General features: G+C 42.0%; 26 protein-coding genes. 13 read left to right on the top strand and 13 right to left on the bottom strand.

What is annotated here, in order from left to right:
- The first annotated feature begins 259 nt into the window (after positions 1-259).
- From PBF_RS13890 to menC, 6 genes are all read left to right on the top strand, one after another.
- Positions 260-1,669 carry an isochorismate synthase gene (locus PBF_RS13890; protein ID WP_035330429.1) on the top strand — a complete coding sequence of 470 codons (1,410 nt, stop codon included), beginning with the start codon at positions 260-262 and terminating at the stop codon, positions 1,667-1,669.
- A complete protein-coding gene (gene menD, locus PBF_RS13885) occupies positions 1,666-3,411 on the top strand; it encodes a 2-succinyl-5-enolpyruvyl-6-hydroxy-3-cyclohexene-1-carboxylic-acid synthase (protein ID WP_035330428.1) in 1,746 nt (581 codons plus the stop codon). The genes PBF_RS13890 and menD overlap by 4 nt, the downstream gene beginning before the upstream one ends.
- A 6-nt stretch (positions 3,412-3,417) precedes the next feature.
- On the top strand, positions 3,418-4,263 hold the full coding sequence (gene menH / locus PBF_RS13880; RefSeq protein WP_035330455.1) for a 2-succinyl-6-hydroxy-2,4-cyclohexadiene-1-carboxylate synthase: 846 nt from the start codon (positions 3,418-3,420) through the stop codon (positions 4,261-4,263).
- A 75-nt stretch (positions 4,264-4,338) separates the two neighbouring features.
- Positions 4,339-5,160, top strand: a complete 822-nt coding sequence (gene menB, locus PBF_RS13875; protein WP_035330427.1) for a 1,4-dihydroxy-2-naphthoyl-CoA synthase — start codon at positions 4,339-4,341, stop codon at positions 5,158-5,160.
- Between the two features lie 87 nt (positions 5,161-5,247).
- On the top strand, positions 5,248-6,735 hold the full coding sequence (locus PBF_RS13870) for an o-succinylbenzoate--CoA ligase (protein WP_035330426.1): 1,488 nt from the start codon (positions 5,248-5,250) through the stop codon (positions 6,733-6,735).
- Position 6,736: 1 nt separating this feature from the next.
- Positions 6,737-7,843 carry an o-succinylbenzoate synthase gene (gene menC, locus PBF_RS13865; RefSeq protein WP_035330425.1) on the top strand — a complete coding sequence of 369 codons (1,107 nt, stop codon included), beginning with the start codon at positions 6,737-6,739 and terminating at the stop codon, positions 7,841-7,843.
- Between the two features lie 361 nt (positions 7,844-8,204).
- Here the strand turns inward: menC and PBF_RS25195 are convergent, their stop codons facing one another.
- The 4 genes from PBF_RS25195 to PBF_RS13850 form a co-directional block, all read right to left on the bottom strand.
- Positions 8,205-8,357 carry a DUF1540 domain-containing protein gene (locus PBF_RS25195; RefSeq protein ID WP_064503415.1) on the bottom strand — a complete coding sequence of 51 codons (153 nt, stop codon included), beginning with the start codon at positions 8,355-8,357 and terminating at the stop codon, positions 8,205-8,207.
- A gap of 119 nt (positions 8,358-8,476) precedes the next feature.
- The gene (locus PBF_RS13860) at positions 8,477-9,526 is read right to left on the bottom strand and encodes a cytochrome d ubiquinol oxidase subunit II (protein WP_035330424.1); all 1,050 of its coding nucleotides are present in this window, start codon (positions 9,524-9,526) and stop codon (positions 8,477-8,479) included.
- Positions 9,527-9,539: 13 nt separating this feature from the next.
- Complete coding sequence (locus PBF_RS13855) at positions 9,540-10,901, bottom strand: cytochrome ubiquinol oxidase subunit I (protein ID WP_035330423.1); 1,362 nt, start codon at positions 10,899-10,901, stop codon at positions 9,540-9,542.
- Between the two features lie 131 nt (positions 10,902-11,032).
- The gene (locus PBF_RS13850) at positions 11,033-12,061 is read right to left on the bottom strand and encodes a metal ABC transporter solute-binding protein, Zn/Mn family (RefSeq protein WP_035330422.1); all 1,029 of its coding nucleotides are present in this window, start codon (positions 12,059-12,061) and stop codon (positions 11,033-11,035) included.
- A gap of 292 nt (positions 12,062-12,353) precedes the next feature.
- On the opposite strand from PBF_RS13850, the gene PBF_RS13845 reads away from it, so the two are divergent.
- Positions 12,354-12,917 carry a beta-class carbonic anhydrase gene (locus PBF_RS13845; RefSeq protein ID WP_035330421.1) on the top strand — a complete coding sequence of 188 codons (564 nt, stop codon included), beginning with the start codon at positions 12,354-12,356 and terminating at the stop codon, positions 12,915-12,917.
- On the opposite strand, the gene yidD is transcribed toward PBF_RS13845, so the two are convergent.
- Entirely contained in the window at positions 12,914-13,153 is a 240-nt protein-coding gene (gene yidD / locus PBF_RS13840) for a membrane protein insertion efficiency factor YidD (RefSeq protein ID WP_035330420.1), read from the bottom strand. The genes PBF_RS13845 and yidD overlap by 4 nt on opposite strands.
- A 140-nt stretch (positions 13,154-13,293) precedes the next feature.
- On the opposite strand from yidD, the gene PBF_RS13835 reads away from it, so the two are divergent.
- Positions 13,294-13,767: an S-ribosylhomocysteine lyase gene (locus tag PBF_RS13835; protein WP_035330419.1), complete on the top strand. Its 474-nt coding sequence runs from the start codon at positions 13,294-13,296 to the stop codon at positions 13,765-13,767.
- A gap of 290 nt (positions 13,768-14,057) precedes the next feature.
- On the opposite strand, the gene cls is transcribed toward PBF_RS13835, so the two are convergent.
- Positions 14,058-15,506 (bottom strand): cardiolipin synthase, encoded by a 1,449-nt coding sequence (gene cls / locus PBF_RS13830; protein WP_035330418.1) that lies wholly within the window; start codon positions 15,504-15,506, stop codon positions 14,058-14,060.
- 87 nt (positions 15,507-15,593) lie between these two features.
- Positions 15,594-15,776, bottom strand: coding sequence for a YtzI protein (ytzI, locus tag PBF_RS13825; protein ID WP_035330417.1), 183 nt, complete (start codon positions 15,774-15,776; stop codon positions 15,594-15,596).
- A 126-nt stretch (positions 15,777-15,902) separates the two neighbouring features.
- Here ytzI and PBF_RS13820 point away from each other — a divergent pair, with 126 nt between their 5' ends.
- Positions 15,903-16,340: a Dps family protein gene (locus PBF_RS13820; protein WP_035330416.1), complete on the top strand. Its 438-nt coding sequence runs from the start codon at positions 15,903-15,905 to the stop codon at positions 16,338-16,340.
- Between the two features lie 112 nt (positions 16,341-16,452).
- On the opposite strand, the gene PBF_RS13815 is transcribed toward PBF_RS13820, so the two are convergent.
- A complete protein-coding gene (locus PBF_RS13815) occupies positions 16,453-16,710 on the bottom strand; it encodes a DUF6154 family protein (protein WP_035330414.1) in 258 nt (85 codons plus the stop codon).
- A 280-nt stretch (positions 16,711-16,990) separates the two neighbouring features.
- Between PBF_RS13815 and PBF_RS13810 the strand changes: the two genes are divergently transcribed.
- Positions 16,991-17,320 carry a hypothetical protein gene (locus PBF_RS13810; RefSeq protein WP_035330413.1) on the top strand — a complete coding sequence of 110 codons (330 nt, stop codon included), beginning with the start codon at positions 16,991-16,993 and terminating at the stop codon, positions 17,318-17,320.
- Positions 17,321-17,346: 26 nt separating this feature from the next.
- Here PBF_RS13810 and PBF_RS13805 read toward each other — a convergent pair whose 3' ends face one another.
- Positions 17,347-18,225 (bottom strand): DUF6612 family protein, encoded by an 879-nt coding sequence (locus tag PBF_RS13805; protein WP_051488875.1) that lies wholly within the window; start codon positions 18,223-18,225, stop codon positions 17,347-17,349.
- A gap of 157 nt (positions 18,226-18,382) precedes the next feature.
- Between PBF_RS13805 and ytkD the strand changes: the two genes are divergently transcribed.
- Positions 18,383-18,850: an RNA deprotection pyrophosphohydrolase gene (gene ytkD, locus PBF_RS13800; RefSeq protein WP_035330411.1), complete on the top strand. Its 468-nt coding sequence runs from the start codon at positions 18,383-18,385 to the stop codon at positions 18,848-18,850.
- 27 nt (positions 18,851-18,877) lie between these two features.
- Here the strand turns inward: ytkD and PBF_RS13795 are convergent, their stop codons facing one another.
- The 3 genes from PBF_RS13795 to PBF_RS13785 are packed head-to-tail and all read right to left on the bottom strand — an operon-like array spanning position 18,878 to position 21,462.
- On the bottom strand, positions 18,878-19,687 hold the full coding sequence (locus tag PBF_RS13795) for an ABC transporter permease (RefSeq protein WP_035330410.1): 810 nt from the start codon (positions 19,685-19,687) through the stop codon (positions 18,878-18,880).
- On the bottom strand, positions 19,665-20,444 hold the full coding sequence (locus PBF_RS13790; RefSeq protein ID WP_035330409.1) for an ABC transporter ATP-binding protein: 780 nt from the start codon (positions 20,442-20,444) through the stop codon (positions 19,665-19,667). The genes PBF_RS13795 and PBF_RS13790 overlap by 23 nt, the downstream gene beginning before the upstream one ends.
- A gap of 22 nt (positions 20,445-20,466) precedes the next feature.
- Positions 20,467-21,462, bottom strand: coding sequence for an ABC transporter substrate-binding protein (locus tag PBF_RS13785; protein WP_035330408.1), 996 nt, complete (start codon positions 21,460-21,462; stop codon positions 20,467-20,469).
- Between the two features lie 155 nt (positions 21,463-21,617).
- Here PBF_RS13785 and PBF_RS13780 point away from each other — a divergent pair, with 155 nt between their 5' ends.
- Together PBF_RS13780 and PBF_RS13775 are read left to right on the top strand one after the other, a co-directional pair.
- Positions 21,618-22,403 carry an alpha/beta hydrolase family protein gene (locus tag PBF_RS13780; protein ID WP_035330407.1) on the top strand — a complete coding sequence of 262 codons (786 nt, stop codon included), beginning with the start codon at positions 21,618-21,620 and terminating at the stop codon, positions 22,401-22,403.
- 85 nt (positions 22,404-22,488) lie between these two features.
- A complete protein-coding gene (locus tag PBF_RS13775; RefSeq protein ID WP_035330406.1) occupies positions 22,489-22,731 on the top strand; it encodes a DUF2584 domain-containing protein in 243 nt (80 codons plus the stop codon).
- 355 nt (positions 22,732-23,086) lie between these two features.
- Here PBF_RS13775 and pckA read toward each other — a convergent pair whose 3' ends face one another.
- Entirely contained in the window at positions 23,087-24,673 is a 1,587-nt protein-coding gene (gene pckA / locus PBF_RS13770) for a phosphoenolpyruvate carboxykinase (ATP) (protein ID WP_035330404.1), read from the bottom strand.
- Positions 24,674-24,823 lie beyond the last annotated feature (150 nt).

The following is a 24,823-nucleotide window of genomic DNA, read 5'->3' as shown; positions in this document are numbered from 1 at the left end:
AGGTAAATACAGCAGGAGTGTCAACGTATTATTGCCGTAAATTGTACCGGTATTTTCCATTAGTGGTTTAACGTAACAGTTATTTAAAGTGAACCTGAGTTAATTGATATTATAGATGCCAAAAGTAAGCTATAATATAAAGGATACAATAAAAGAATGGCTGGATTGACATCATTGACATTCCTTGAATCACAGGTGTATCTTAGAATAAGTTTAAAGTAGGATAACGGCAATTTAAGCTGTTATTGGAGGGATTTTTTTGGTTACGATACAAGATACGGAACTAAAAGAAGGGATCCATGAGGCGATTGAGAGGGCCAAAGCCTTATCAAAGCCTGTTTTAGTGAGTGAAGTCAAAAAAATAAATCATATAGAACCCCTTTCTTTTTATGCGGCAGGAAAGAGCCGTTTTTTTGGTGAACGCTTTTTCTGGAAGGATCCTTCCGGTGAAGCTTATATAATCGGGCTTGGCATTTGCAGGCAAATCCAGTCAGACGAGAGTACTGGCAGATTTGATCATGTTGAAAAGGAATGGAAGCGTTTTATTAATAATAGTATTATTTTTAATCCTTATAATGAGAATGCAACAGGGCCAGTGATGTTTGGCGGTTTTTCTTTTGACCCGCTGAAGCAGAAAACAAAGCTTTGGTCGAAGTATTCCAATTCCCTTTTTCATGTGCCGGCTTATATGTACAGTGAAATCAATGGACAAGCCTTTTTGACAACAAATGTTGTCTGTACACAGCATGATAGTGAATCACTTTTTGAAAAGATAGCGGCTGAAAGAAGCATGCTGATAGGTTCAATCAATGATTATCATCCTGAGAGTGCAAATACTCTTCAGGAAGAAGCAGATATCAATCCGGAAAAATGGATGGAGACAGTGGATGAAATTGTTGATGAACTAAAAACAGGATCCCTATTAAAAAAGGTTGTGCTTGCGAGGGAATCAAGGCTCATTTATGAAAAGCCGATTGAGATTGAAAGAGTTCTCCAAAATCTGATGAAAATGCAAAGTGAAAGCTTTATTTTTGCGTTTGAATCAAACGGTGACTGCTTTATTGGAGCCTCTCCTGAACGCCTTATAAAAAAATATGGGGAAAGCGTGTTTACAACTTGTCTGGCAGGTTCCATCCCCAGAGGCAAAACGGAAGAAGATGATCATATCCTTGGAGAAGCCTTATTGCATGATCAGAAGAACTTGACTGAACATCAATATGTGGTTGATATGATAAAAGAAGCAATGGAAGAATCCTGCACAGAAGTTGAACTGCCGAATGAGCCGCAGCTGATGAAGATGCGGGATATTCAGCACCTATATACTCCTGTAATAGGAAAAACCAGGGAAGATGCTTCACTACTTGCTTTAGTCGACCGTCTTCACCCGACTCCTGCTCTTGGAGGCCTCCCTAAAAGAGAAGCAGTAGAAAAAATCAGAGAAGCAGAAGAACTGGATCGCGGCTTTTATGCGGCTCCATTAGGATGGATGGATTTTAGAGGAAATGGCGAATATGCTGTTGCCATAAGGTCCGGTCTTATTCAGGGGAATGAGGCATCCTTATTTGCAGGCTGCGGAGTGGTACAGGATTCAAATGCCGAAAGCGAATACCAGGAAACAAAGATTAAATTCCGGCCAATGCTTACGGCTCTTGGGGGTTATGAAAAGTGAATCATCAGGAAGCTTTAACTTCATATATAGCCGCATTTGTGGCTGAATTAGTAAAAAGCGGGGTAGAGGATGTCGTGGTCAGTCCCGGCTCCCGGTCTACCCCAATGGCAATGATAATGGCAGAGCATCCGGAGCTTCGTGTACATATTCATGTAGACGAGCGTTCGGCTGCCTTTTTTGCGTTGGGGATTGCAAAAGCATCCCAAAGACCAGCAGCTTTGCTGTGTACATCCGGAACGGCTGCAGCCAATTACTATCCTGCCATTGTGGAAGCCCGGTATTCCAGAGTGCCGCTAATTGTACTTACTGCGGACCGGCCTCATGAACTAAGGGATGTTGGTGCTCCACAGGCGATCGATCAGATCCATTTGTACGGTAATAATGTAAAGTGGTTTGTTGAAATGGCTCCTCCTGAGAATTCAACAGAAATGCTGCGTTATGCCCGAACAGTATGTGCGAGAGCAGCTTCCGCCGCTAAGAGTTCGCCGGCTGGACCTGTTCATCTTAATTTCCCTTTCCGTGAGCCGCTAGTTCCCCAGCTGGATCGTGCTGATTTATTTGGCCTTAGTGAACGAACAGAGGGGTATGTAAATATTCAGGGTGGCAAGCTTAGTTTGCCTAACGAAGAGTATAAAGAAATGGCACAGGTTTTAAACTGCGCACAAAAAGGGATTATAGTCTGCGGTCATCTGGAAAAATCCGGCTTCCCGGCTGCCGTTATTAAACTGGCGGAAAAGCTGAACTTTCCGATCATTGCCGATCCATTATCACAGTTGAGAAGCGGACTGCACGATGGCAGCTTCATTATGGATGCATATGATACCTTTTTGAAAAATGACGATGCAAAAAAAGCGCTTAAGCCCGATGTCATAATTCGCTTCGGTGCTACGCCTGTATCAAAGCCATTGTCCATTTTCATGAAAGAAAACAGTGCTGCCCGGCAGATTATTGTTGATGGGGGCGGCGGATGGCGTGATCCTTCACTGCTCTCGACCGAAATGATTCATTGCGATGAGGTACTGTTCTGTGAATCTGTCACATCATATTTAAACACTTCAGAGAATGATGAATTCATTGCACTATGGAAAAAGATCAATGATCTTACAAGAGTTAGGCTTGCTGATATTAATGAAGCTGATGAATTGAGCGAGGGTAAATTATTTTTCCAGCTCGCTGAAATGCTGCCGGAAGGCTCGACATTATTTGTAGGAAACAGTATGCCTATACGGGACCTGGATACTTTTTTCCATTTTAATCAAAAAGGCATTAAAGTAATGGCTAACAGGGGAGCAAATGGCATTGATGGCACAGTTTCAACTGCTCTTGGTGCTGGAATGTCATCACAGCCGCTCTATCTTGTGCTGGGTGATTTAACATTTTTTCATGATTTAAATGGCTTAATTGCTTCTAAACAGTATGGAATTGATATCAATATTTTGCTGATTAATAATAATGGAGGCGGAATTTTTTCATTCCTGCCGCAGGCAAATCACCCCAGAAATTTTGAAAAACTGTTCGGAACACCGCTGGATCTTGATTTCAGTCATGCCATTAAGATGTTTGGCGGCGAATATGATTTAATATCGGATTGGGAACATTTCATTTCCGCCTTCAAACGGAACATGGACATACCTGGTTTGAAGGTAATGGAAATTACGACAAATCGGGACAGGAATTTAACCGAGCATCGAGAATTGTGGAATTCTGTTTCCCGGGAAATAAGTCGATTGCTGGAAGGGTGAATGCCGATGAAATATGTCATGAATGGAGTTCACTACAATGTCGATACGTGGGGTAAGGGATTTCCGCTCCTGCTGCTTCATGGCTTCACGGGAAATAGTGAGGGCTGGAAAGAGTTCGCTCCATTCTGGGAAGGTCATTCGAAGACAATAGCTATGGATATCATCGGTCATGGGAAGTCGGAAGCACCATCTGATATTGGCCATTATCAAATAGAAGAGTCTGCTGCTGTGATAAACAGTTTCTTAGAAGAGATGGGAATCGGGAAAATTGATGTTCTTGGATATTCCATGGGCGGCCGGCTTGCGCTGACTTTTGCAGTTAAATATCCTGAAAAAGTCCGCACGCTGATTTTGGAAAGTGCATCTCCAGGGCTTAGGACAGAAGAGGAGAGGCATGAAAGAAGAGTTCAGGATGCCAGGCTGGCTGACAGGATCAGGAAGGAAGGCATTGAGAATTTTATCGGCTATTGGGAGAATATCCCCTTATTTCAAAGCCAAAGAAATCTTCCTGATGAAATCCGCACAAGAATAAGAAACCAGCGTATGGCCAATTCTATTGATGGTCTGGCAAACAGCCTGAATGGCATGGGCACCGGCTCACAGCCATCCTGGTGGGAGGAGCTCGGTAATCTGAAAATGCCAGTCCTTCTATTGACAGGAGAGCTGGACCAAAAATTCTGCAGAATTGGAGAAGAGATGTCGAAAGCTTTGCCAAATACTCAGTGGATGTCCGTTAAAAATGCAGGACATGCAATTCATGTGGAGAAACCTGAAATATTTGGTACAATAGTAAGTGGGTTTTTGTCGCAATCAGGGGAGATTAATACAAAAGCAGTAAAGATTGAGGAATGATGTCCCATGCTGGCGCAAAGCTGTGCGGCAATTATCACCCTATCTAATACAATACATATTGAGGAGGATTCATGTATGTCAGCTGTAGAATGGGTTGCAGGTAAAAAGTACGAAGAAATCATGTATGAAACATACAATGGAATTGCGAAAATTACCATCAATAGACCACAAGTCCATAATGCCTTTACTCCAAGAACGGTAATGGAATTAATTGATGCATTTGCGTTCGCACGTGATGATGAAAATGTAGGTGTTATTGTCCTAACGGGTGCAGGAGACAAAGCATTTTGTTCAGGCGGAGACCAATCTGTCAGAGGACATGGCGGATATGTAGGGGATGACCAGATCCCTCGTTTAAATGTTCTGGATCTTCAGCGCTTAATCCGTGTCATTCCTAAGCCGGTTATTGCGATGGTAAAAGGCTATGCGATTGGCGGAGGCCATGTCCTTCATATCGTATGTGACTTAACGATTGCAGCTGATAACGCTGTATTTGGACAAACAGGACCTAAAGTGGGAAGCTTTGATGCAGGTTACGGTTCAGGATATCTTGCAAGAATCGTCGGCCATAAGAAAGCACGCGAAATTTGGTATCTGTGCCGCCAGTACGGTGCCGAGGAAGCTCTGGATATGGGGCTTGTTAATACGGTTGTGCCGCTTGAGAAAGTGGAAGAAGAAACAATTAAGTGGTGTGAAGAAATCCTGGAGAAGAGCCCGACTGCTATCCGTTTCTTGAAGGCTGCCTTCAATGCCGATACGGATGGACTTGCTGGAATCCAGCAATTTGCCGGTGATGCAACTCTTCTATACTATACAACGGATGAAGCGAAAGAAGGCCGTGACGCATTCAAAGAGAAGCGTAAGCCGGACTTTGGCCAATTCCCGCGTTTCCCTTGATTTTGAGGAGTATACTATTTTTCAGCTTGATGGCCAGTCCATCAGGCTGTTTTTATATGAAAGAATCGCATGAAATGAGGTTTTAGGATGGAAGCTCAAATAGTGCCGAATTTTCTTCAAAAGCGGGCATTCTTAACACCTGAACGCCCAGCCCTTTCTTTTTTGGAAAAAACCTATACATTTTCCGAAGTATATGATTGTGCATACATGATAGCAGGGCAATTACAGGCAGCTGGATTATCGGGAGGCCAGTTTGCAGGTGTGCTCCTGCGTAATCATGAAGACACTGTTTTTATCCTTTTGGCTCTGCAGCTAATCGATGTTAAGGCCGTTATATTAAATAACAGGCTGACTGCCGAGGAATTAATTTGGCAACTGGATGATTCAAAGTCCGCTTTCCTTTTAACAGAGAGTTCCTTTGATGGAATTAGCCAAAAGGTTGTAAGCTCTTTACGGGGAATTTCAGCGATACATAAAGAAGAGCTCTTCAGGAAAGATCCTGACGAACCTGCATTAATAGAGGAAATAAATCTTGATGAGGTGTGTACCGTCATGTATACATCCGGTACAACGGGCAATCCGAAAGGTGTACAGCAAACCTACGGTAATCACTGGTGGAGTGCTGTGGGTTCTGCATTAAACTTAGGGCTGAATGAAACCGACAGCTGGCTGTGTGCTGTCCCGATTTTTCATATTAGCGGCTATTCTATCCTAATGCGAAGCATCATCTACGGCATGAAAATGGTTCTTTTTGAATCTTTCGATGAAAAGAAAGCCATCAAGGCCATTTCCGTCGAAAAAGTGACCATCATGTCTGTTGTGAGTACGATGCTCACCAGGATTGCAGATGAACTAAAAGATGACCGGCTGCCGGACTATTTCAGATGTATGTTATTAGGGGGAGGTCCAGCAGCGAAATCTCTTCTGGAAGTTTGCAGGGAGAAGGATATTCCAGTTTACCAGACTTACGGAATGACGGAAACTTCGTCACAGATTGTTACTCTGGCTCCCGAATACAGTTTCAGCAAATTGGGTTCGGCCGGTAAGCCTTTATTCCCTTCCCAGCTGAAAATTGCTAATCCGAATGGGGAGCTTGCGAATCCCGGAGAAGCGGGTGAGATACTTGTGAAAGGTCCGAATGTGACGAAAGGGTATTTAAACCTTGAAGAAGAAACTGAGAAAAAAATAAAGGATGGCTGGCTCTCAACCGGAGACATAGGCTATGTCGATCAAGAAGGCTTTTTATATGTACTTGATCGGCGGTCAGACTTAATCATTTCAGGCGGGGAAAATATCTATCCTGCTGAAATCGAGGGTGTTCTTGCTTCACACTCCCAAATATCGGATGCAGGAGTGATTGGCATGAAGGACAAGGTTTGGGGTGAAGTGCCGGTTGCCTTTATTGCCGGAGAAGAAAGCCTGGATAAAAAAGAAGTGGTTGAGTACTGCTTAGAAAAGCTGGCAAAGTATAAAGTGCCTAAAAAGATCATCATGATTAATGAAATTCCCAGGAATGCTTCTAAGAAGATATTAAGAAGGAAGCTTCGCGAACTGCTAGAGGAAAGCGGGAAATAGCATGGATATAAAAACAGTTACTTTATATAAAATTGCGATGCCTCTAAAAACGCCATTTTCCACTCATTTAGGAACTGTTAAGGACAGAGAGGGAATTATAGTTGAAGTAATTGATACAGAAGGACGGAAGGGATACGGGGAAGGAGTCGCCTTTTCTTCCCCCTGGTATACAGAGGAAACGGTTGAGACGAGCTATCATGTGCTAAAGGAGTTTCTTATCCCAATCTTGCGTAATGCGGATATAAAGCATCCTTCTGATGCAGGAAGTGTTTTTGATGCTCTGAGAAGGAATCAAATGTCGAAAGCAGCGCTGGAAACGTCCCTATGGGACCTGGCTGCCAAAAAAGAAGATATTTCACTTTCTAAATTTATAGGCGGTAAGAGGGAACAGATCCTATCCGGTGTGGTTGTTGGTGCCAAAACAAAGGAAGAAGTAAGAAGACAAATTGAAAACTATCTGGAAAGCGGCTATCAAAGGGTCAAAATTAAGATCAGCCCCGAAAATGATTATGAATTGATCTCAGAGATCCGCCGCTTTTACCCAGATCTGCCAATCATGGCTGATGCGAATTCAGCTTACTCATTGGATGATATAGATCATTTAAAAAGGCTTGATGACTTCGGGCTTATGATGATTGAACAGCCGCTTGAATATGATGATATTGTTGATCATGCAAAGCTTCAGAAGGAATTGGAAACACCGATTTGTCTTGATGAAAGTATCGTCACCTTTAATGATGCCCGAAGAGCGGCCGAACTGGGGAGCTGTAAAGTAATTAATATTAAGATTGGCAGGGTTGGAGGTTTAGGGACAGCAAAGAAGATTCATGATTATTGTCTGGATAAAGGGATCGCAGTCTGGTGTGGAGGTATGCTCGAGTTCGGAATCTCCCGTGCACATAATATTGCGCTGGCTTCTTTGGAGGGCTTTGCCATTCCCGGTGATATTTCAGCGTCAGAAAGGTATTGGGAGGAAGATATTATTCTCCCTGAAGTCACCGTTAAAAACGGGATAATAAGGGTTCCTGATAAACCGGGGATTGGTTATGAGATTAATGAGAAAAGACTGAGTGAAGTTACAATTTCAAAGGAAAGCTTTGTCTTGTAGCATAAGACCGCAGTTCTATTTTGGCAGAACTGCGGCTTTTCGTTTAATTGCAAAAAAATAAGGCGCATCCATAGCGCCTTCTATAATCAATTATTGAGTAATTTCGTCTTTAATAAATGAATCTTCTTTAATGGCAAAGGAGCTTAATCCAGCAGCAGCGGCAAAAGCAGCTCCAAGCAAAATAACGGTTGATAACATATGTATCACTCCTATTAGTTATTGTTATTATATACATTCCCGGTAAAAAAAATAATAAACTAATTTATATTAAAAAAAAGCGGTGCAGCACATGCACCGCTTTTGCAGTGTGCATTAATGGCATTGCCGGAATTTGACAAAATTCGGGCGGTGCCTGTCACCATTAATGCGGTTCGAACGTTTTGCAGTCTGTTTCTTTGGTGTCGTCTGCCGTTTTGCCAGTATGGCTGACTACGTATATCTGGTCTGCGCTGCATCGGTTTCCATTTTTCCAGAAAGCACAGTTATTAACTTCACATAGTACGTCTTGTGCCATTTTCAAACACCCCTTAACAGAGATTTGTGACCACATTGAAATTGATAAATTTCCGGAGCATGTCACTTCTTTATTTTCTGCAGTGCTTTTTTTGTTCAGTCATGGCATTTGCAGGAAGATCAAGCCGGGTCTTTGGTTTGTTTTTGCCGAAGATATCGTTTGTCGTTCATGAAAAGGCTCCAAAAGTATATGAACCCGGGGAAAAGGATAAGGAATCCTGCGATATAGGTGGCAAATATGGCCCGGAATGAGCTTGGATCAGTAAACGCAGAAGCAATAGTCACTTCAGGGTAGACGATATAGGGAAGATGAGCTTTTCCATATGCATAGCTGGCAGCAAGGTATTGGAGGGTTATGGCAATAACCGCCAATCTGGGAATTCCCCTAACTCCTTTTTTGTTTACGGATGGAAGGAACAGAGCAAGCCCTCCTATTAGAAACAATCCAAGAGACAGCAAAAGCAAAGGCATATCATCTATCATCTTTTCATAAATCCAAAATGCTTCTCTTTTCAAAGTAAACATAATAAGAAATGCCATTATGATTGAAATTGGCCCAAGCACGATTGCATCCCTGCGGTATACTGAGTAAGCTTCCATCTCTTCCGAGGCTTTTGAGTAGTCCGCGAGGAGAAGGGAAGACAAAAACAAAGTGCTGCTGATTGCAAAGCCGATAAAAGCATATTCGTTCGGGCTTGTAAAAAGATGCGCCAGGTCCAGAGATTGCCTGCCATCACTAAATTCAACAAAATCTCCATGGGTGATGGGCAAAACGCTGATCAGCAATCCGGGGATAAGGATTCCGGATAGGCCTGAAATATAGGTAAGCGGCTTCCTGTATTCTTCAGCAATGTTGGAAAACACCAGGAATGCACTGCGGATCGCCAGCAGGAGCAATATGATGCTGCCTGGAATTAGAAGTACGGTTCCCAGTGTGTAGGCTGCAGTCGGAAAAAGGCTATAAACTGCCACTACAATTGCAACGATAAAGGTGTTTGTCACTTCCCAGGTAGGAGACAAATAGCGGTTTGCTACATTTGTCGCCTTTATTTTGGGCCGATTAAAGTAAATCATGGACCAGAAGCCTGCGCCAAAATCCATCGTCGCCATAACCGCATATATAAAGACGAATCCCCATAACACTGTGATGGCCAGTAATTCTTCCGCCATTGGATTCACTCCTTCATGTATTTGATCCGTATAGAGGAACGTTTCTCTGTTCGGCTCTATTTATATCATCTATTACGGTATTCTTTTTAAAGTAGTAAAGCATAACAAACACAACTGCTACTCCAAGCACTGCATACACGAGGGCAAAAAGAATAAATAAAATCCCCAGATTCTCAGCTGTCGTAACAGAATCAGCGGTGGACAGCACCCGGTAGATGGTCCAGGGCTGACGGCCGGTACAGGCAAATACCCACCCGAATTCTATTCCAAGAACTGCGAGCGGGCCAGAGGCAACAAATGCCCACATGAGGAAGCGCGGAAAATGGTCTCTTTTCAGAAATTTATTCCATACGAAAGCAATAAGAGATAATAATATGAGCAATGAACCAATTCCGACCATCGCATTAAAGAGAGTATGAACAAAAAGCGGAGGCCACTCTTCTTCAGGAAAATCATTCAGACCCACTACAACGGTGTCAAAGCTGTTGCCCGCCAAAAAGCTTAGTGCCCATGGAATTTCGATTCCCCACTTAACTCTCTGTGTTTCACGGTCTGTAAATCCTCCGATCGCAAGGGGAGCATAGGATTGTGTTTCAAACAATCCCTCTGCTGCTGCAAGTTTTTCCGGCTGGTATTCATGCAGGTATTGAGCCGATTCATGCCCGTTTATAGCCGTTAGAAAAGAAAAAATTCCGCCGACAATCACACTCAGCATAAGTGCTTTTTTATGAAATTTATATACGCGTGTTCCGAATGGAGTTCTCAGCATTTTAAAAGCAGCAACTGACGCTACAACAAATGCCCCTGTTGTATATGCTGACAGTGCCACATGGCCAGCTGTAACAATAAAGCTTGGGTTAAAAAATGCTGCCCATGGATCGATATCAACAATTTCCCCATCAACAATCCTGAAGCCCTGAGGGGTACCTTCAAATGCGTGAACATTGGTTATCAGAACAGCAGAGGCGAAAGCGCCAAGGGCAACCAGTACAAGGCTGGATATCCGCATCCATGGAGGAATTCTTTCGGCAGCATACACATAAATTGACATAAATAAAGCTTCAATAAAGAAAGCGTAGATTTCAATCTGGAATGGCAATGCCATCACCTTGCCGATAACCTCCATAAAACCAGGCCATAAAAGGGAAAGCTGAGTCCCTGCTATGGTTCCTGTCGGAATTCCTACTCCAAGCAGCACTGCAAATGCCTTGGTCCACCTTTTTGCCATAATGACGTAATCATGATCCTTCGTTTTCTGGTAAAGAAGTTCCGCTGTCAGCATCATCAGCGGCAAGCCAACTCCAATTGTTGCAAAAATAATATGAAAGCCCATTGTAGTCCCAAATAAAGACCTCGCAATCAATAAATCACTCATTGCCATTTCATCCCTTCAATTTCTTCAATGAAAATAGTTTTTACAAAAAACAGATAACTATGTAAACTTTTCCTGAATTAACTATATTAAGGAAATGAAAAAACCTCCCAATGTGGGAGGTTAGTGAAAACTTATTCATTTAGCGCTTTTTTCAATGAAGCCAGATTATCTTCCATGAGTGTAAAAAATGTTTGATTTTCTGTTATATTTTCTTCTGTAAGGACCGATAAATTATGAAGCATTAACGGTTCTGCGCCGATTTCTTTTTGCAGAATTTCAGTCAGTCTTGAGCTGACATTCTGTTCAAAAAAGACATATTTTAAGTCATGTTCTTTTGCTTCTGCTATGATTTTCTGCAGTTCTTTCTGAGTAGGCTCGCTTGAAGAATTTAAACCGGATACACTGATTTGATCCAGACTATATCGTTCTTCCCAATAGCCATATGCTGCGTGTGAAACGATGAATTCCTTATGCTTTGCACTTTGAACTGTCTGTTCAAAATCATAATGAAGATTATCAAGCTTCTTTGCAAGCTCCATATAATTTTGTTCAAACTGCTCTTTCTGATCAGGCATCTGTTCCACTAAAGCATCTTTTATAGATTCAGCTAATTCCTTGGAGTATAAAGGATCCAGCCAAACATGGGGGTCGATATCTCCATGGTTATGATCATGGTCCTCTTCAGATGATTCAGCTCCGTGTTCATCTTCATGCTCAGCTTCATCAGCATGTTCATCTTCATGCTCCGTTTCGTCAGCATGTTCTACATCTTCATGTGCAGGATCATGATTTACATCTGAGTGGACAAACTCAATATTTTCTCCTGCGGCGACCATTTTAACATTCTCATTTTTCAATGTTTCTTTTGCCTTTTCCACAAAACCCTCAAGACCCAGTCCTATAAAAATGAATAGATCTGAATCGGCCAGCTTCATCATATCTTTTTGAGAAGGTTCAAAGGTGTGTTCATCCGACCCCGGCGGGTAGATGGTTTCAACTTCTATCGCTTCTCCTCCGATTTGTTCTGTAAAGTATTGTAGAGGATAAACGGTTGTATAAACCATAGTTTTATCGCTGCTGCTCTCCTCTCTCTTTTCACCTGTACAGCCAGAAAGAACAAGGATTAGCCCTAGAATATATATCAAAAATGACTTTTTCATTTTTTTTCCTCCTTTTCATAAAGCGTATCTATTACGATTTAAAGTGCAGACCATATTTTAAATAATGTATAATTATGACCTTTAATACGTAACCATTACGATTTCCCTTAGTAATCTTACAAAATATCCAGATAAAAAGCAAGGAAAAAATTTGTTTGGAGCACCTACTTTATGTATCATAATTATAGAGGCCAGTGAAAGGTCTTAATTAGTATTGACATTTTTTCGTCAAGTATGGGAGCGAATAGCTCTTACAATCAAAGTATTCACAAAAAGAAAGGGAGTGGAACAATTGAAACTTTTAGAAGAGATCTTAAACCATAACCAGCAATTTGTTGAAGAAAAAAAGTACGAAGAGTTTGAAACAACGAAATTCCCTAATAAGAAAATGGTAATTCTGACTTGCATGGACACACGTTTAGTGGAGCTTTTGCCAAAAGCACTAAATGTAAAAAACGGTGATGTGAAAATCATTAAGAACGCGGGAGCCTTAGTAACCCATCCATTTGGAAGTATTATGAGAAGCATATTAATAGCTGTTTATCAGCTGCAGGCGAAAGAAGTGTTTGTTATTGGCCATCATGACTGCGGTATGAGCGGAATGAAGGCTGATGCGGTTGTCAGCAGCATGAAGGAGAGAGGCATTACCGACGATGCACTGGATACGATGACATACTCAGGAATCGCTGCAGATGATTGGCTAAGAGGTTTTGAAAATGTAGAGGATAGTGTGTCCCATAGCGTACATATGGTGAAAAAGCATCCGCTGATGCCGGCAGATGTGCCTGTGCATGGACTTGTTATTCATCCTGGCACAGGCAAGCTTGACCTTGTAGTGGACGGTTACGAGGATTAATTTTTATTCTTTTTGGGCCATTGCTCCGGGACCAGATCGACACCGCCCGGATGAAGGGGATGACATTTAAGGATCCGTTTAATTGTCAGCCAGCCGCCCTTGAAGGCGCCGAATCGCTTAACTGACTCAAGCCCATAATGGGAACACGTGGGATAAAACCGGCATGTAGGAGGCTTGAGCGGGGAAATCACAATTTGATAAAAACGAAATATTGAAATTAGTATCTTTTTAAGCATGGCATTACCTTTCCCGGTTAAACATAATTTCTTTTAAAATAACATATTATCAAGAAAAAGTCATAATTTTCATATTAATTTGATGAACTTAGTCGGATATTATGTTATAGTAAAAGGAAAACCTTAGGGGAGTGTTTTGTATGCCTTCAGTAGAAAGTTTCGAGCTGGATCATAATGCTGTTAAAGCTCCATACGTGAGGCACTGCGGTGTCCATAAAGTGGGCAGTGATGGATTAGTGAACAAGTTTGATATCCGGTTCTGCCAGCCAAATAAACAGGCGATGAAACCCGATGTCATTCACACACTTGAGCATCTGCTTGCGTTTAATATCCGGACTCATGCAGAGAAATATGAGCATTTTGACATTATTGATATATCCCCGATGGGCTGCCAGACCGGCTATTATTTAGTCGTAAGCGGGGAGCCGTCAGTTGAAGAAATAATTGATCTGCTGGAAGCTACAATGGAAGATGCAGTTGAAATTACCGAAATCCCCGCGGCAAATGAGAAGCAATGCGGGCAGGCAAAGCTTCATGATCTTGAAGGGGCAAAGCGTCTTATGAGATTCTGGCTGCAGCAATCAAAGGATGACTTGAAACAGGTTTTTGCATAAAGTGAAACTTCAATCAGTGGGGGTTTTCCTTATCCCCCACTGATTGTTAGTCGCGTTCTAGTGTCGCTAAGATCTCCGCTAGCGCTTCGATCAATCGACACTACGAACCCGATTGGTTCAACTAAGCCTCTGCATGCGCGTCGGCAAGTTTCACTGTATCTCACCAATCGGGCCTTTACGGGCAGTTTGACCCCCGCTTATCCTCCTTTGATTCTTCTGAGTCTTGAAGTGGGGGTCTTACTGCCCGTTAGACTGCGATAAAGAAAACGGGCTGATTTTTTCAGCCCGTTTTATAGTATTGGCGATAGCAGCCTTGAAATGGATTCTTTCAATTTTATTTTTAAGGCTCTTTTTCTGTAATCTTCTGCAGTCAGGTTTGCTGAAAGCTGGACATCTTCCTTAAAGCTCTCAGTCAGTTCTTTTGAAACATCCTGATCGTAAATAAAAGCATTTACCTCAAAATTGAGCCTGAAGCTTCTCACGTCTATATTCGCAGTTCCTACCGATGCTACTTTTTCATCCACAATCAGGGTTTTTGCATGTATGAAGCCATTTTCATATATATAGATATTTGCATTTACTTTTAGCATTTCCCCAATATAGGAGTAAGTGGCCCAATAAACAAACATGTGGTCAGGTTTATTCGGAATCATAATGTTCACTTCCACACCTGACAATGCAGCTATTTTCAAGGCATCCAGGAGGCTTGCATCAGGAATGAAATATGGGGTTTGGATATAAATGGACTTACGTGCAGATGAAATCATTTTTATATAACCATTTTTAATTTGTTCCCATTCGGAATCAGGACCGCTGGTAACAATCTGCATCCCTACGCTATCCTGAGACTCGCACAGCGGAAAAAACTCAGGAGCATAGAAAATATCATGGCGGTGGGAAGCCTGGTTCCAGTCCAGGATAAAGCGGGTCTGCAGAGAATGGACAGCACTTCCTCTGATTCTTAGGTGGGTATCACGCCAATACCCGAACTTTGGATTCAGCCCGAGATATTCATCCCCGACATTGAAACCGCCAACATACCCAATCCGTCCGTCAATGATGGCAATTTTCCGATGGTTCCGGTAATTGATTCTTAAATTGATAAAATGCAGCCGCGAAGGGAAAAAAGCTTCAATTTCTCCTCCTGCAGCAATCAGCTCTTTAAATGCTCTTTTATGCAGGCTCCTTGAGCCGAGTTCATCATAGAGAAGCCTGACTTTAACGCCTTCCCTGGCTTTTTCCGTTAAGAGAGTAATTAAGCTTTTCCCAAGATTGTCTCTCTTGAAGATATAATATTGCAGGTGAATATGATCGGTTGCACTTTTTATATCCTCTATAAGCGAATTGAATTTTTCTTTCCCGTCTGTAAAAATTTTGACCTCGTTATCTTGGGTCAATACTGCATCATTGTTTACAAGATGCATGTAGATAAGGTCTTTGTATTTTTCAATGATTTCATTACGGAAATGGAAATCCTTTTCCTTAATTCCTCTGATTTGGTTGTTCAGCAGTTCATCAATTCCAATTTTTTTGCGGTCTTCCCATTGGAACATCTTTCTCCGTGTTAAATTCTGCCCAAAAAAGAGGTACATGAAAAAGCCAAGAAGAGGAAGAAAGAACAAAACCATGAGCCATGCCCATGTAGCGCCTGCATCCCTCCGCTCGAGAAAGATAACAAATACAGCCAGGATAATATTTAATACTAAAAATACTGTAAGCATCACGGAGTATATATCCATCTTAATGTCCTCTCCACATGTATATTTCCGTCCCTTTAAAAAGAAAACCTCCGGCTGTACGGAGGCTGTTTATATGATAGCGTATGCTTACGAACGGTTTTGGTTATCTTCTTGCTCCTCTTCAGCCTCTTTTTGTTCCCGCCCGCTGTCAGGAAGCGGATCAATCGGGTCTACCGTATGCTTGAATTGGTAAGCCTTTGATGTGGTAATGACGCTCAGCAGCAGAACCACAATCACGATTATGATCGATATGACTAATACCGTGTACATCTTTCTCCCCCTTTACTCTCAATATTTTACCATGAAAGCAGCTTAATAATGAAAAATTTCACCATGGCCATGTACAGGTTTTAATTCGCTCAATGTGGGTATTCTATTGTTGGGAGGATGATTATTATGAGTAAAGAATTAGTAAAAGCTGTTAACCAGCAAGTAGCAAACTGGACAGTTCTATATGTAAAGCTTCACAATTACCATTGGTATATTAAGGGGAAAAACTTTTTCACCCTTCATGCAAAATTTGAAGAGCTTTATAATGAAGCCAACGTACATGTAGATGAACTGGCTGAGAGAATCCTTGCTCTTGAGGCTAAACCGGTTGCAACCATGAAGGAAGTTCTGGAGATCAGTTCCCTTAAAGAAGCGACAGGAAAAGAAAATGAAGAACAAATGGTTCAATCTGTCGTTGACGACTTCGAAAAAATGGTGGACGAGCTTCAGGAAGCAATCGAGCTTGCAGAAGAAGCCAAAGATGAAGGAACAGGCGACATGCTGATTGCTGTAAAGCAAAGCTTGAAAAAACATATCTGGATGCTTAAAGCATACCTTGGATAATAAACAAAGACTGGCTGGAAAGGCTGGTCTTTTTATTTGTGAAAAATAAAAAAGCGGCTTTTGGCCGCCTTCGAGTATATGGATCGTAATTCTAAATTCGGATATGTATAGTTTAGTGTATGTTTCGGTGGTGAATGATCGGGCTTCTGCGCTGGCCGTAATTTTCACTGGCGAATTTCCCTTTTAAGCTCTCAATCAGATAAAGCCCCATTAAATCATATAATTCCTGATTATCAAGGTCCTTGATAATATTCAGCAGGTCTTCTCTGTCCATTTCTTCTAAGAAGGCAAAAGCGAGCATATCGATATCCTCTTCATCACCTGTCAGCTTATTCCTGTAAAGTTCATATAGCTCATCAATCAGTTTCATGATAACACCTCCTTAAAAAATACTCCGGTTTTCTATAGTATACTTAATTTAATACCCCTGATGCAGAAAAATATTCACCCCATGTAAATTGGAAAGGCTGACTTTCAATTGTTAAACTTAGTATATGTCAGCTTAAGAAGAATGATCGTAATTTCGTATAATTTTATCATAAATGTGGGATACGATAACTATAGAAATGAAAAATATCGTGCTATGCAAAGAAAAACTAACCGGTGTTGAATCTGCGTCACAGCAATGAACAAAAAAGGGGCTGACAGGATTGGAAGGAAATAAAAAGACGTATTATATAACGCTTGGTTCAGGTGAGATTTCTCAAAGCGCCACTGACTCCACCTGGAATTATAAAATTGAGGCAAATGATGATGAAATTATTGCCTTAAGAGAATATTTTGACCAGAACTATTCGACAGAATGGCAAAATTTTTTCAGAGCCCATGTTCCTTATGTTCAATACCACTATGACCGTGAAAACGATGCCTATGATGACGCAATGAAAAAAATATATGGGATGATTTATGATCTTGGAGATGATGAAGCGAGAAAGCATATTGAAAGCATGGGAATACTGACAGAAGAGGAACATAAATAAAAAGCTGAGGCGGCGCCTCAGCTTTTCTACATTTCCATTTCCACAGCTGTATCAAGAACTTCCTGTGGAACGGTAATAGCCTCAACTTTATTATAGTTTGAGTATTGGCCGTTCATGTTCTGCTTCATGGAGATTTTTTGGCCTTCTGCCGAGATTTCCATGTCCATAATCATATTCAGCACGCTCGGGTAAAAAGTTTCTTTATCAATCACAATTTCATATTCCACGCCTTTGATATTCATGTTATCAAGCATTTCGCCATTGGCGGCCAGTTCAGGCGGGAGCGTTTCTGCTGCCGTTTCCTTCACAAAATCATTGAATTTTTCTCCATCGGCTTTCAATTTCAGGATATAGCTTTTTGTATCCTGTTCAAAGGTGAAATCGTCCACAAACTCCTGCAGTTTTTTTAATTCCTCACCCGGATTCGTCTGCTGGCTGGACATTTGAAGCAAATCATCAGACATTTCTTTAGGGAACTTCATCCACTGCTGACCGGCTGCATCATAAAGAAACATACCTTCTTCCGTAAAATAGCTTTCAATATCATAGGATTCTTCTGCGCCTGCCATTGACATTGTCATTTTCTGATAAAAAGCCATCGGATCTGTTGTGACATTCATATCAATGACAGAATCGATATTCATATTTTCCCCTTCAGCACCAGCGCTCATTTCCTGGCTCATATCCATTTTTACTGAGAAGCTTTTAAGCTCTTCCGAAGCCTCAGTTGATTTCTTTAAAACTTCCTCCAAGGTCATTTCAGAAGATTCTTCTGTTTTGGTTTCTTCCTTTTCTGTGCCGGCTGCTGAGTCATTAACAGGTTTGGCTGTTTCATTACATGCAGTCAGCATTAAAATCATGAAGAAGCCGGTAAGGATTGCAAGAGATTTTTTCAAGATATACACTCCTCTATTTATGTTAGTCAGCTAATTTTACGGAAAAAAAAGGAGAAAAGTTTCAAAAAAATGTAATTTAATACTTTAGCCCCAGAAAGTTTTTAAATAATAGATTAACCCTTATAATGAAAACAACAGAATCTTAATTATCGAGTGAGGGGAAAGCATGGAAACCTTTTTGGATGAAAACGGCGGGAAAGTGCGCATTTCTTTTAATAAAAAAGCATTCGGAATCGAGCCTGGACATGTTCTGGTCATTTGCCGCTATGGTGACCAATGGCTGCTGACGAATCATAAAAAGAGGGGATGGGAATTTCCTGGCGGTAAAAGAGAACAGGGTGAGTCTCTTGAAGAGGCAGCCAGAAGAGAAGTATACGAGGAAACGGGAGCAGATTTAAATCATTTACATTTTATTGGTGAATATGAAGTTAACTTGGGTGAAGAGCGTTTTGTCAAAGCTATTTTTTTCGCAGAGGTGAAAAGCCTCAATAATACAAATCAATATTTTGAAACAAACGGTCCCATCCTGACAGGGGGAAACTTGCTGGAAGACAGGTGGAGCAGTCAATACAGCTTCATCATGAAGGATAAAGTAGTTGAAAAGAGCCTCGAAAAAATCATGCAGGGAAAGTAAAAAACGGCATTATCGCTGCCGTTTTTTTTATGACCCATTTTTTATCAGTTTTCGCTCGAGCAGTTCAACCAGCTGATACATCACTGTTGCAAAAACAGCAATTACAAGCAATGAAAGCATTACCAGGGTGAAGTTGAATACCTGGAAGCCGTAAATAATCATGTATCCAAGACCTTTTGAGGATACCAGGAATTCGCCGACGATCACCCCGACCCAGGATAACCCCACATTCACTTTTAAAGTTGAAATGATAGTCGGAAATGAAGCAGGCAAAATGGCTTCCCTGAAGATTTGAAATCGATTTGCTCCAAAGGTCTGAAGCACTTTAATATAATTAGGGTCTACTTCTTTGAAAGATGTATATACGACTATGGTTGTGATGATGATGGAAATAATCGCACCCATAGCAACGATCGAAGTAAAGCTCGGGCCTAAAGCGACGATTAATATCGGGCCAAGAGCAACCTTTGGCATTGAATTCAGGACAACCAAATAGGGATCCGCTATTTTGGAAAGCATGGGTGACCACCAGAGGATGGCTGCAAGCAATGTGCCTAAAAAAGTGCCCAAAATGAATCCAAATACGGTTTCTGATAATGTGTAGCCTAAATCCACCATCAAGGTACCATCCTGTATTTTGGTTAAAAATAATCCCCATACTTTAGACGGAGCACTGAAAATTAGCGGGTCAATCCATTGCTTTTGGCTTGCCAGCTCCCATCCTGAAAAAAACACGATAAAGATGACAGCCTGATAGAAGCGGACCCATTTCTTTTCACGGTTCAGCGATTGGATATATTTCTGGTGGAGGAATTTAACGTTCTCCTGCGGGCTCAAGGGACTCCAGCTCCTTCCATATAGTTTGAAAAATCGCTGGATATGCTTCATGATTTCTTGCGTTAAAAGGGGTTTCATCTTTTAATTCTTTTGGTATTACGAATGTCTTATGAAGCTGTCCGGGCCTTGCGGAGAAGAGAAAAACGCGATCACTCATGCTGATTGCCTCACCAATATCATGTGTAACCAGTATGGCTGTTTTTCCGAAAGATTTAAGCGTGTCAGAGACCAGATCCTCAAGCTTCAGTTTGGTTTGATAATCCAATGCGGAAAAGGGTTCATCAAGCATAAGCAGCTTTGGCCCGGTTGCAAGTGTTCTTACAAGGGCAACCCGCTGGCGCATTCCGCCTGAAAGCTGCTTCGGAAACTGTGTCTCTACACCTTTTAGTCCCATCTCCTGAAGGAGCTTCAGTGCATAAGCTTTTTTGTCAGGAGTGAGGCTATTCCCGATTTTCAGCCCAAGCAATATATTTTCTTCAATGTTCTTCCAGGGGAAAAGATAATCCTGCTGAAGCATATAGCCTATCTCATTTTCTGCTGTTTCAACCCGCTTTCCTTCAAGTGTGACAGTGCCTTCTGTGGGTTCAAACAGGCCTGCTATGATAGAAAGCAATGTTGTCTTACCGCATCCGCTTGGACCGAGGAAGGAAACAAATTCTCCTTCCTCCACTTCAAGCGAAACATCGGAGAGGGCCGTGACAGCAGAGGTTTTCGTAAAATAAGTGTGGTGAACAGCATCAACTTTCAGGAAATCCATGTCGGCCTCCTCTTTCGTGTAGTTACTTCATTACCCCTTCAGCAATATCTGTGTTGACAAGTGTGCCGTGCTCTATGCGCTTAGGGAGCTCTCCGGCTTCTTCCATGATGTTCTGCAGGTTATCCCATTCTTCGGTATCCAGAATAGGATCTGTTGCGAAAGACCCCTGACTCTTATAGCGGTCTACTACCATTTCAATGATTTCAAGCTCAGTGTTGTCAAAATATCCTTGAATAGCTTCTGCCGTTTCCTTCGCGCTGTGCTGCTCAACCCATTGCTGTGCTTTATAAATCGCTCTTGTAAATTTCTCAACTGTTTCCTTATTTTCATCAATATAGCTTTGTTTTGTCATGAATGTGGTATAAGGAATATGTCCGGATTCGGTTCCAAAAGAGGCAACAATATATCCTTTGCCTTCTTTTTCAAATACACTTGCAGTAGGTTCAAAAAGCTGGACAAATTCACCGGTGCCTGAAGCAAAAGCTGGAGCAATATTGGCATAATCAATATTTTGGATTAAATCCAAGTCCTGGTGCGGGTCAATGCCATGCTTTTTCAATACAAACTCGCCGGCCATCTGCGGCATGCCGCCTTTACGCTGCCCGAGAAATGTTTTGCCCTCAAGCATATCCCATGAAAAGTTATCGATTTTATTGCGGGAAACCAGGAATGTTCCATCCGTTTGGGTGAGCTGTGCAAAGTTAATGACCGGATCATTGGATCCCTGAGCCGATACGTAAATGGAAGTTTCTGAACCTACAAGCGCAATATCAGCGCTATCCGACAGCAGCGCGGTCATTGTTTTATCTCCGCCGGCTGTTGTTGTAAGCTCCACTTTAAGCCCTTCTTCTTCAAAGAAGCCATTCTCAAGGGCTACATACTGTGGAGCATAGAAGATGGAACGTGTCACTTCAGCAATGCGGACAGTTTGCATTTCATCCTTTCCGCAGGCTGCCAATGGAACGATAAGTATCAACGCAAGCAAAAACAGCATGCTTGCTTTCATCCATTTTTTCATAAGCCATAAGACCTCCCTATGCTAAAAAAGTCAGATTTAAATGCCTAGGATATCGTATGAAAATCGAAAAAATGTGTGAATGCCCATGGAAACATTTTTAGAAGAAGGGCTAAAAGCTCAGACTAAAATGAAGCCTCAAGAGGGAGGATGAGAACATGGAATTCAAGAACGGCCAAATCATCAATAAACAGAGATTCCCTTCGCCAAATCCGGCAATCGAATTAACTGTTGTTACCTATCAGGCAAATGGATTACATATAAAAGGCCTGCTGGCAGAGCCAAAGGGGGAGGACCTATATGATGGATTCCTTTACCTGAGAGGAGGCATAAAAAATGTCGGGAAAGTAAGACCATCCCGGATTGTCCAGTTTGCCTGTGAAGGTTTTATTGTATTCGCGCCTTTTTACAGAGGAAATCAAGGGGGAGATGGAAATGAAGACTTTGCAGGGGAGGACAGACAGGACGCGTTTGCCGCGTTTACTCTTCTTCAGGAGCATGCCCGGGTAAAAAGAGTTCATATATTTGGTTTTTCCCGTGGGGGCGTAATGGCATTGCTTACTGCAATTGAGTTTCCGCAAGCAGCGTCCATTGTAACATGGGGAGGGGTCAGTGATATGTTTCTCACCTATGTGGAGCGCAAGGATCTCAGGAGAATGATGAAACGGGTAATCGGCGGAACTCCGACAAAGTTTCCGGAACGATATAAATATCGCACCCCGCTATTTCAGCTGGAGCAGCTGCAGGCACCTGTCCTAATCATTCATGGAGAACAGGATCATAATGTTTCTGTGGAGCATTCCTATCGCCTTGAAAAAAGACTTAAGGCTCTTAATAAAGAAGTGGATAGCTGGTATTTCCCTGAATATACCCACTACTTTCCGCCAGCCGTGAACCGGAAGACGGTAGAGGATTTAGGTGCATGGATGAAAAGTCATGAATGACAAATGATTTTCGCTTAAAGGCTTTCAGAGCATAAAAAGGTGGGGTAAAATAGAGTAAAGTATAAAGAATGAAGGAGAGATACCAATGGGTATGCCTTTAGAGCTGAACACAATGATCGTTACAAAGGGAAGGGAAAAAAGACTTGATGAGAATTATTTTTCACTAGTCAAAGAAGGGTACAGATTATATCCGCTCGATATCCCGGTCGAGGTAAAAAGAACAATTGACGGCGACCTGAACGGAATGGGAGTCATCCGAAAAGTGGAATGGGAAAACAGCCGGACACTCATTACTTATCAGCTTGTTTCCTTAAACTCAACAAACTAGAAGAGCGCCTGGACTTGGTCCGGTGCTTTTTTGTTCTATGTGTTTCTGCAAATTGCAAGTGAGTGCCACTTGGTGCGGAAAAGGGGCCGCAAAGGGAACTAATCAGCGGGAATAGTTTCACTGAGCGAAGAGAAGGAGCCGCGAAAGGAACTAATCGGTGGGAATAGAGCCACTGGGCGAGGAAAAGAAGTTGTGAAAGGAACTAATCAGTGGGGATAGTGCCACTAAACGATGGTGAAACAGTGTGAGAGGAACTTAATCAAATTGGGCAATACGTTGGAGGTTGTAATACCACTTCCGTTAAGGCTAAATACAAAAAAAAGAATTGCCGCGAAAACGGCAATTCTTTCTTCTATTAGGCGATTGGTCCGCCTTTTTCTTCGATGTCAGATGAAACGCTTGTAAACTTCTTGAAGTTTTCACGGAATTTAGAAGCAAGCTCTTTTGCTTTTGCTTCATAAGCAGCCTGATCTGCCCATGTTTTGTTTGGCTGAAGAACTTCATCAGGCACTCCCGTAACGTGCTGCGGAATTTCCAATCCGAAAATTTCGTCCTTGATTGTTTCTACGTTGTTTAGTTCACCTTCGAGAGCAGCTTCTATCATAGCACGAGTGTAGGCAAGCTTCATGCGTTCACCGACTCCGTACTCTCCGCCAGTCCATCCTGTATTTACAAGGAAGACTTTTGCATTATGCTCATCGATTTTCTCGCCAAGCATTTCAGCATAACGATTCGCAGGAAGCGGAAGGAAAGGTGATCCAAAGCAAGTTGAGAACGTTGCCTGCGGTGAAGTAATGCCGCGCTCAGTTCCTGCAAGCTTGGATGTATAGCCGCTTAAGAAATGGTACATTGCCTGCTCTTTTGATAGTTTAGAGATTGGAGGCAATACGCCAAAAGCGTCAGCTGTCAAAAATACGATGGTATTAGGGTGTCCGGCAATGCTTGGGTCTACGATATTATCGATAGCCTGAAGCTGGTATGCCGCACGTGTATTTTCAGTTAAAGTGCTGTCATCGTAATCTGCAACGCGGGTTTCGCTGTTTACCACCACATTTTCCAGCACAGCACCAAAGCGGATTGCATCAAAAATTTGCGGTTCTTTTTCACGGGATAAGTTAATGCATTTCGCGTAGCATCCGCCCTCAATATTGAATACCCCATTAGCAGACCAGCCATGCTCGTCATCACCGATCAGCTTGCGGTTCGGGTCTGCAGATAAAGTTGTTTTTCCAGTTCCGGATAAGCCGAAGAATAAAGCCACATCGCCTTCACGTCCAACGTTTGCGGAACAGTGCATTGGAAGGATTCCGTTTTCTGGTAGCATATAGTTCATAACAGAGAAGATGGACTTTTTCATTTCACCTGCATATTCTGTCCCGCCAATTAAAACAGTGCGGCGCTCGAATGAAATGATAATGAACGTTTCGGACTTTGTGCCGTCAACAGCAGGGTCTGCTTTGAAATTAGGCGCAGAAATGACAGTGAACTCTGCCTGATGATCCAATAGCTCGTCTTCTGCCGGACGAATGAATAACTGGTGTGCAAAAAGGTTATGCCAGGCATATTCGTTGATCACCTGAATAGGCATGCGGTGTTTTTTATCAGCACCTGCGAAGCCTTTGAACACAAATACTTCTTCTTTTTCTTTTAAGTAGTTGATTACTTTATTATAAAGATTAGAGAATGCTTCTTCAGAGATAGGCTGGTTTACGCTGCCCCAGTCCATTTTGTCTTTATTTGATGCTTCTTCAACAATGTATTTATCTTTAGGGGAACGTCCTGTATACTTTCCTGTAGTAGCGCGTACGGCACCAGTAGAGGTAAGGGACCCTTCATTGCGGTTTAATACTTTTTCCACAAGCTGAGGAACGGATAATTGCACTTGAATGTTGCTGCCATTTAGTAATTCGCTCAATTCGTTTGATATGCTTACAGAGTTCATCTGATGAATACCTTCCTTTTTCCCGATTTTTTTTATGAAAGTGATTACATCTCGAAAATAGTATAACACATTAAAATGATTAGTCTATACTATTACGAATTTTTTTTATTCATGTTATAAAAATGTCATAATTGGACAAGTAATTCACTT

Origin of the sequence: Cytobacillus firmus DS1 (assembly GCF_000565285.1) — a bacterium.
In the GTDB taxonomy this organism is placed as follows: Bacteria; Bacillota; Bacilli; order Bacillales; family Cytobacillaceae; genus Cytobacillus; species Cytobacillus firmus_A.
Note: the sequence above shows the minus strand (reverse complement) of the source record. Positions and strands in the feature narration are given on the sequence as shown.

Coding starts and splice junctions, on each gene's coding strand:
- PBF_RS13860 (WP_035330424.1), bottom strand. CDS start 9,526: ATGGCGGAAGAATTACTGGCCATCACAGTGTTATGGGGATTCGTCTTT.
- menH (WP_035330455.1), top strand. CDS start 3,418: ATGAAATATGTCATGAATGGAGTTCACTACAATGTCGATACGTGGGGT.
- menC (WP_035330425.1), top strand. CDS start 6,737: ATGGATATAAAAACAGTTACTTTATATAAAATTGCGATGCCTCTAAAA.
- cls (WP_035330418.1), bottom strand. CDS start 15,506: ATGGATATATACTCCGTGATGCTTACAGTATTTTTAGTATTAAATATT.
- PBF_RS13785 (WP_035330408.1), bottom strand. CDS start 21,462: ATGAAAAAATGGATGAAAGCAAGCATGCTGTTTTTGCTTGCGTTGATA.
- ytkD (WP_035330411.1), top strand. CDS start 18,383: ATGGAAACCTTTTTGGATGAAAACGGCGGGAAAGTGCGCATTTCTTTT.
- menB (WP_035330427.1), top strand. CDS start 4,339: ATGTCAGCTGTAGAATGGGTTGCAGGTAAAAAGTACGAAGAAATCATG.
- PBF_RS25195 (WP_064503415.1), bottom strand. CDS start 8,357: ATGGCACAAGACGTACTATGTGAAGTTAATAACTGTGCTTTCTGGAAA.
- PBF_RS13775 (WP_035330406.1), top strand. CDS start 22,489: ATGGGTATGCCTTTAGAGCTGAACACAATGATCGTTACAAAGGGAAGG.
- PBF_RS13790 (WP_035330409.1), bottom strand. CDS start 20,444: ATGGATTTCCTGAAAGTTGATGCTGTTCACCACACTTATTTTACGAAA.
- PBF_RS13870 (WP_035330426.1), top strand. CDS start 5,248: ATGGAAGCTCAAATAGTGCCGAATTTTCTTCAAAAGCGGGCATTCTTA.
- yidD (WP_035330420.1), bottom strand. CDS start 13,153: ATGCTTAAAAAGATACTAATTTCAATATTTCGTTTTTATCAAATTGTG.
- PBF_RS13850 (WP_035330422.1), bottom strand. CDS start 12,061: ATGAAAAAGTCATTTTTGATATATATTCTAGGGCTAATCCTTGTTCTT.
- PBF_RS13780 (WP_035330407.1), top strand. CDS start 21,618: ATGGAATTCAAGAACGGCCAAATCATCAATAAACAGAGATTCCCTTCG.
- PBF_RS13815 (WP_035330414.1), bottom strand. CDS start 16,710: ATGAAACTGATTGATGAGCTATATGAACTTTACAGGAATAAGCTGACA.
- ytzI (WP_035330417.1), bottom strand. CDS start 15,776: ATGTACACGGTATTAGTCATATCGATCATAATCGTGATTGTGGTTCTG.
- PBF_RS13835 (WP_035330419.1), top strand. CDS start 13,294: ATGCCTTCAGTAGAAAGTTTCGAGCTGGATCATAATGCTGTTAAAGCT.
- PBF_RS13820 (WP_035330416.1), top strand. CDS start 15,903: ATGAGTAAAGAATTAGTAAAAGCTGTTAACCAGCAAGTAGCAAACTGG.
- pckA (WP_035330404.1), bottom strand. CDS start 24,673: ATGAACTCTGTAAGCATATCAAACGAATTGAGCGAATTACTAAATGGC.
- PBF_RS13855 (WP_035330423.1), bottom strand. CDS start 10,901: ATGAGTGATTTATTGATTGCGAGGTCTTTATTTGGGACTACAATGGGC.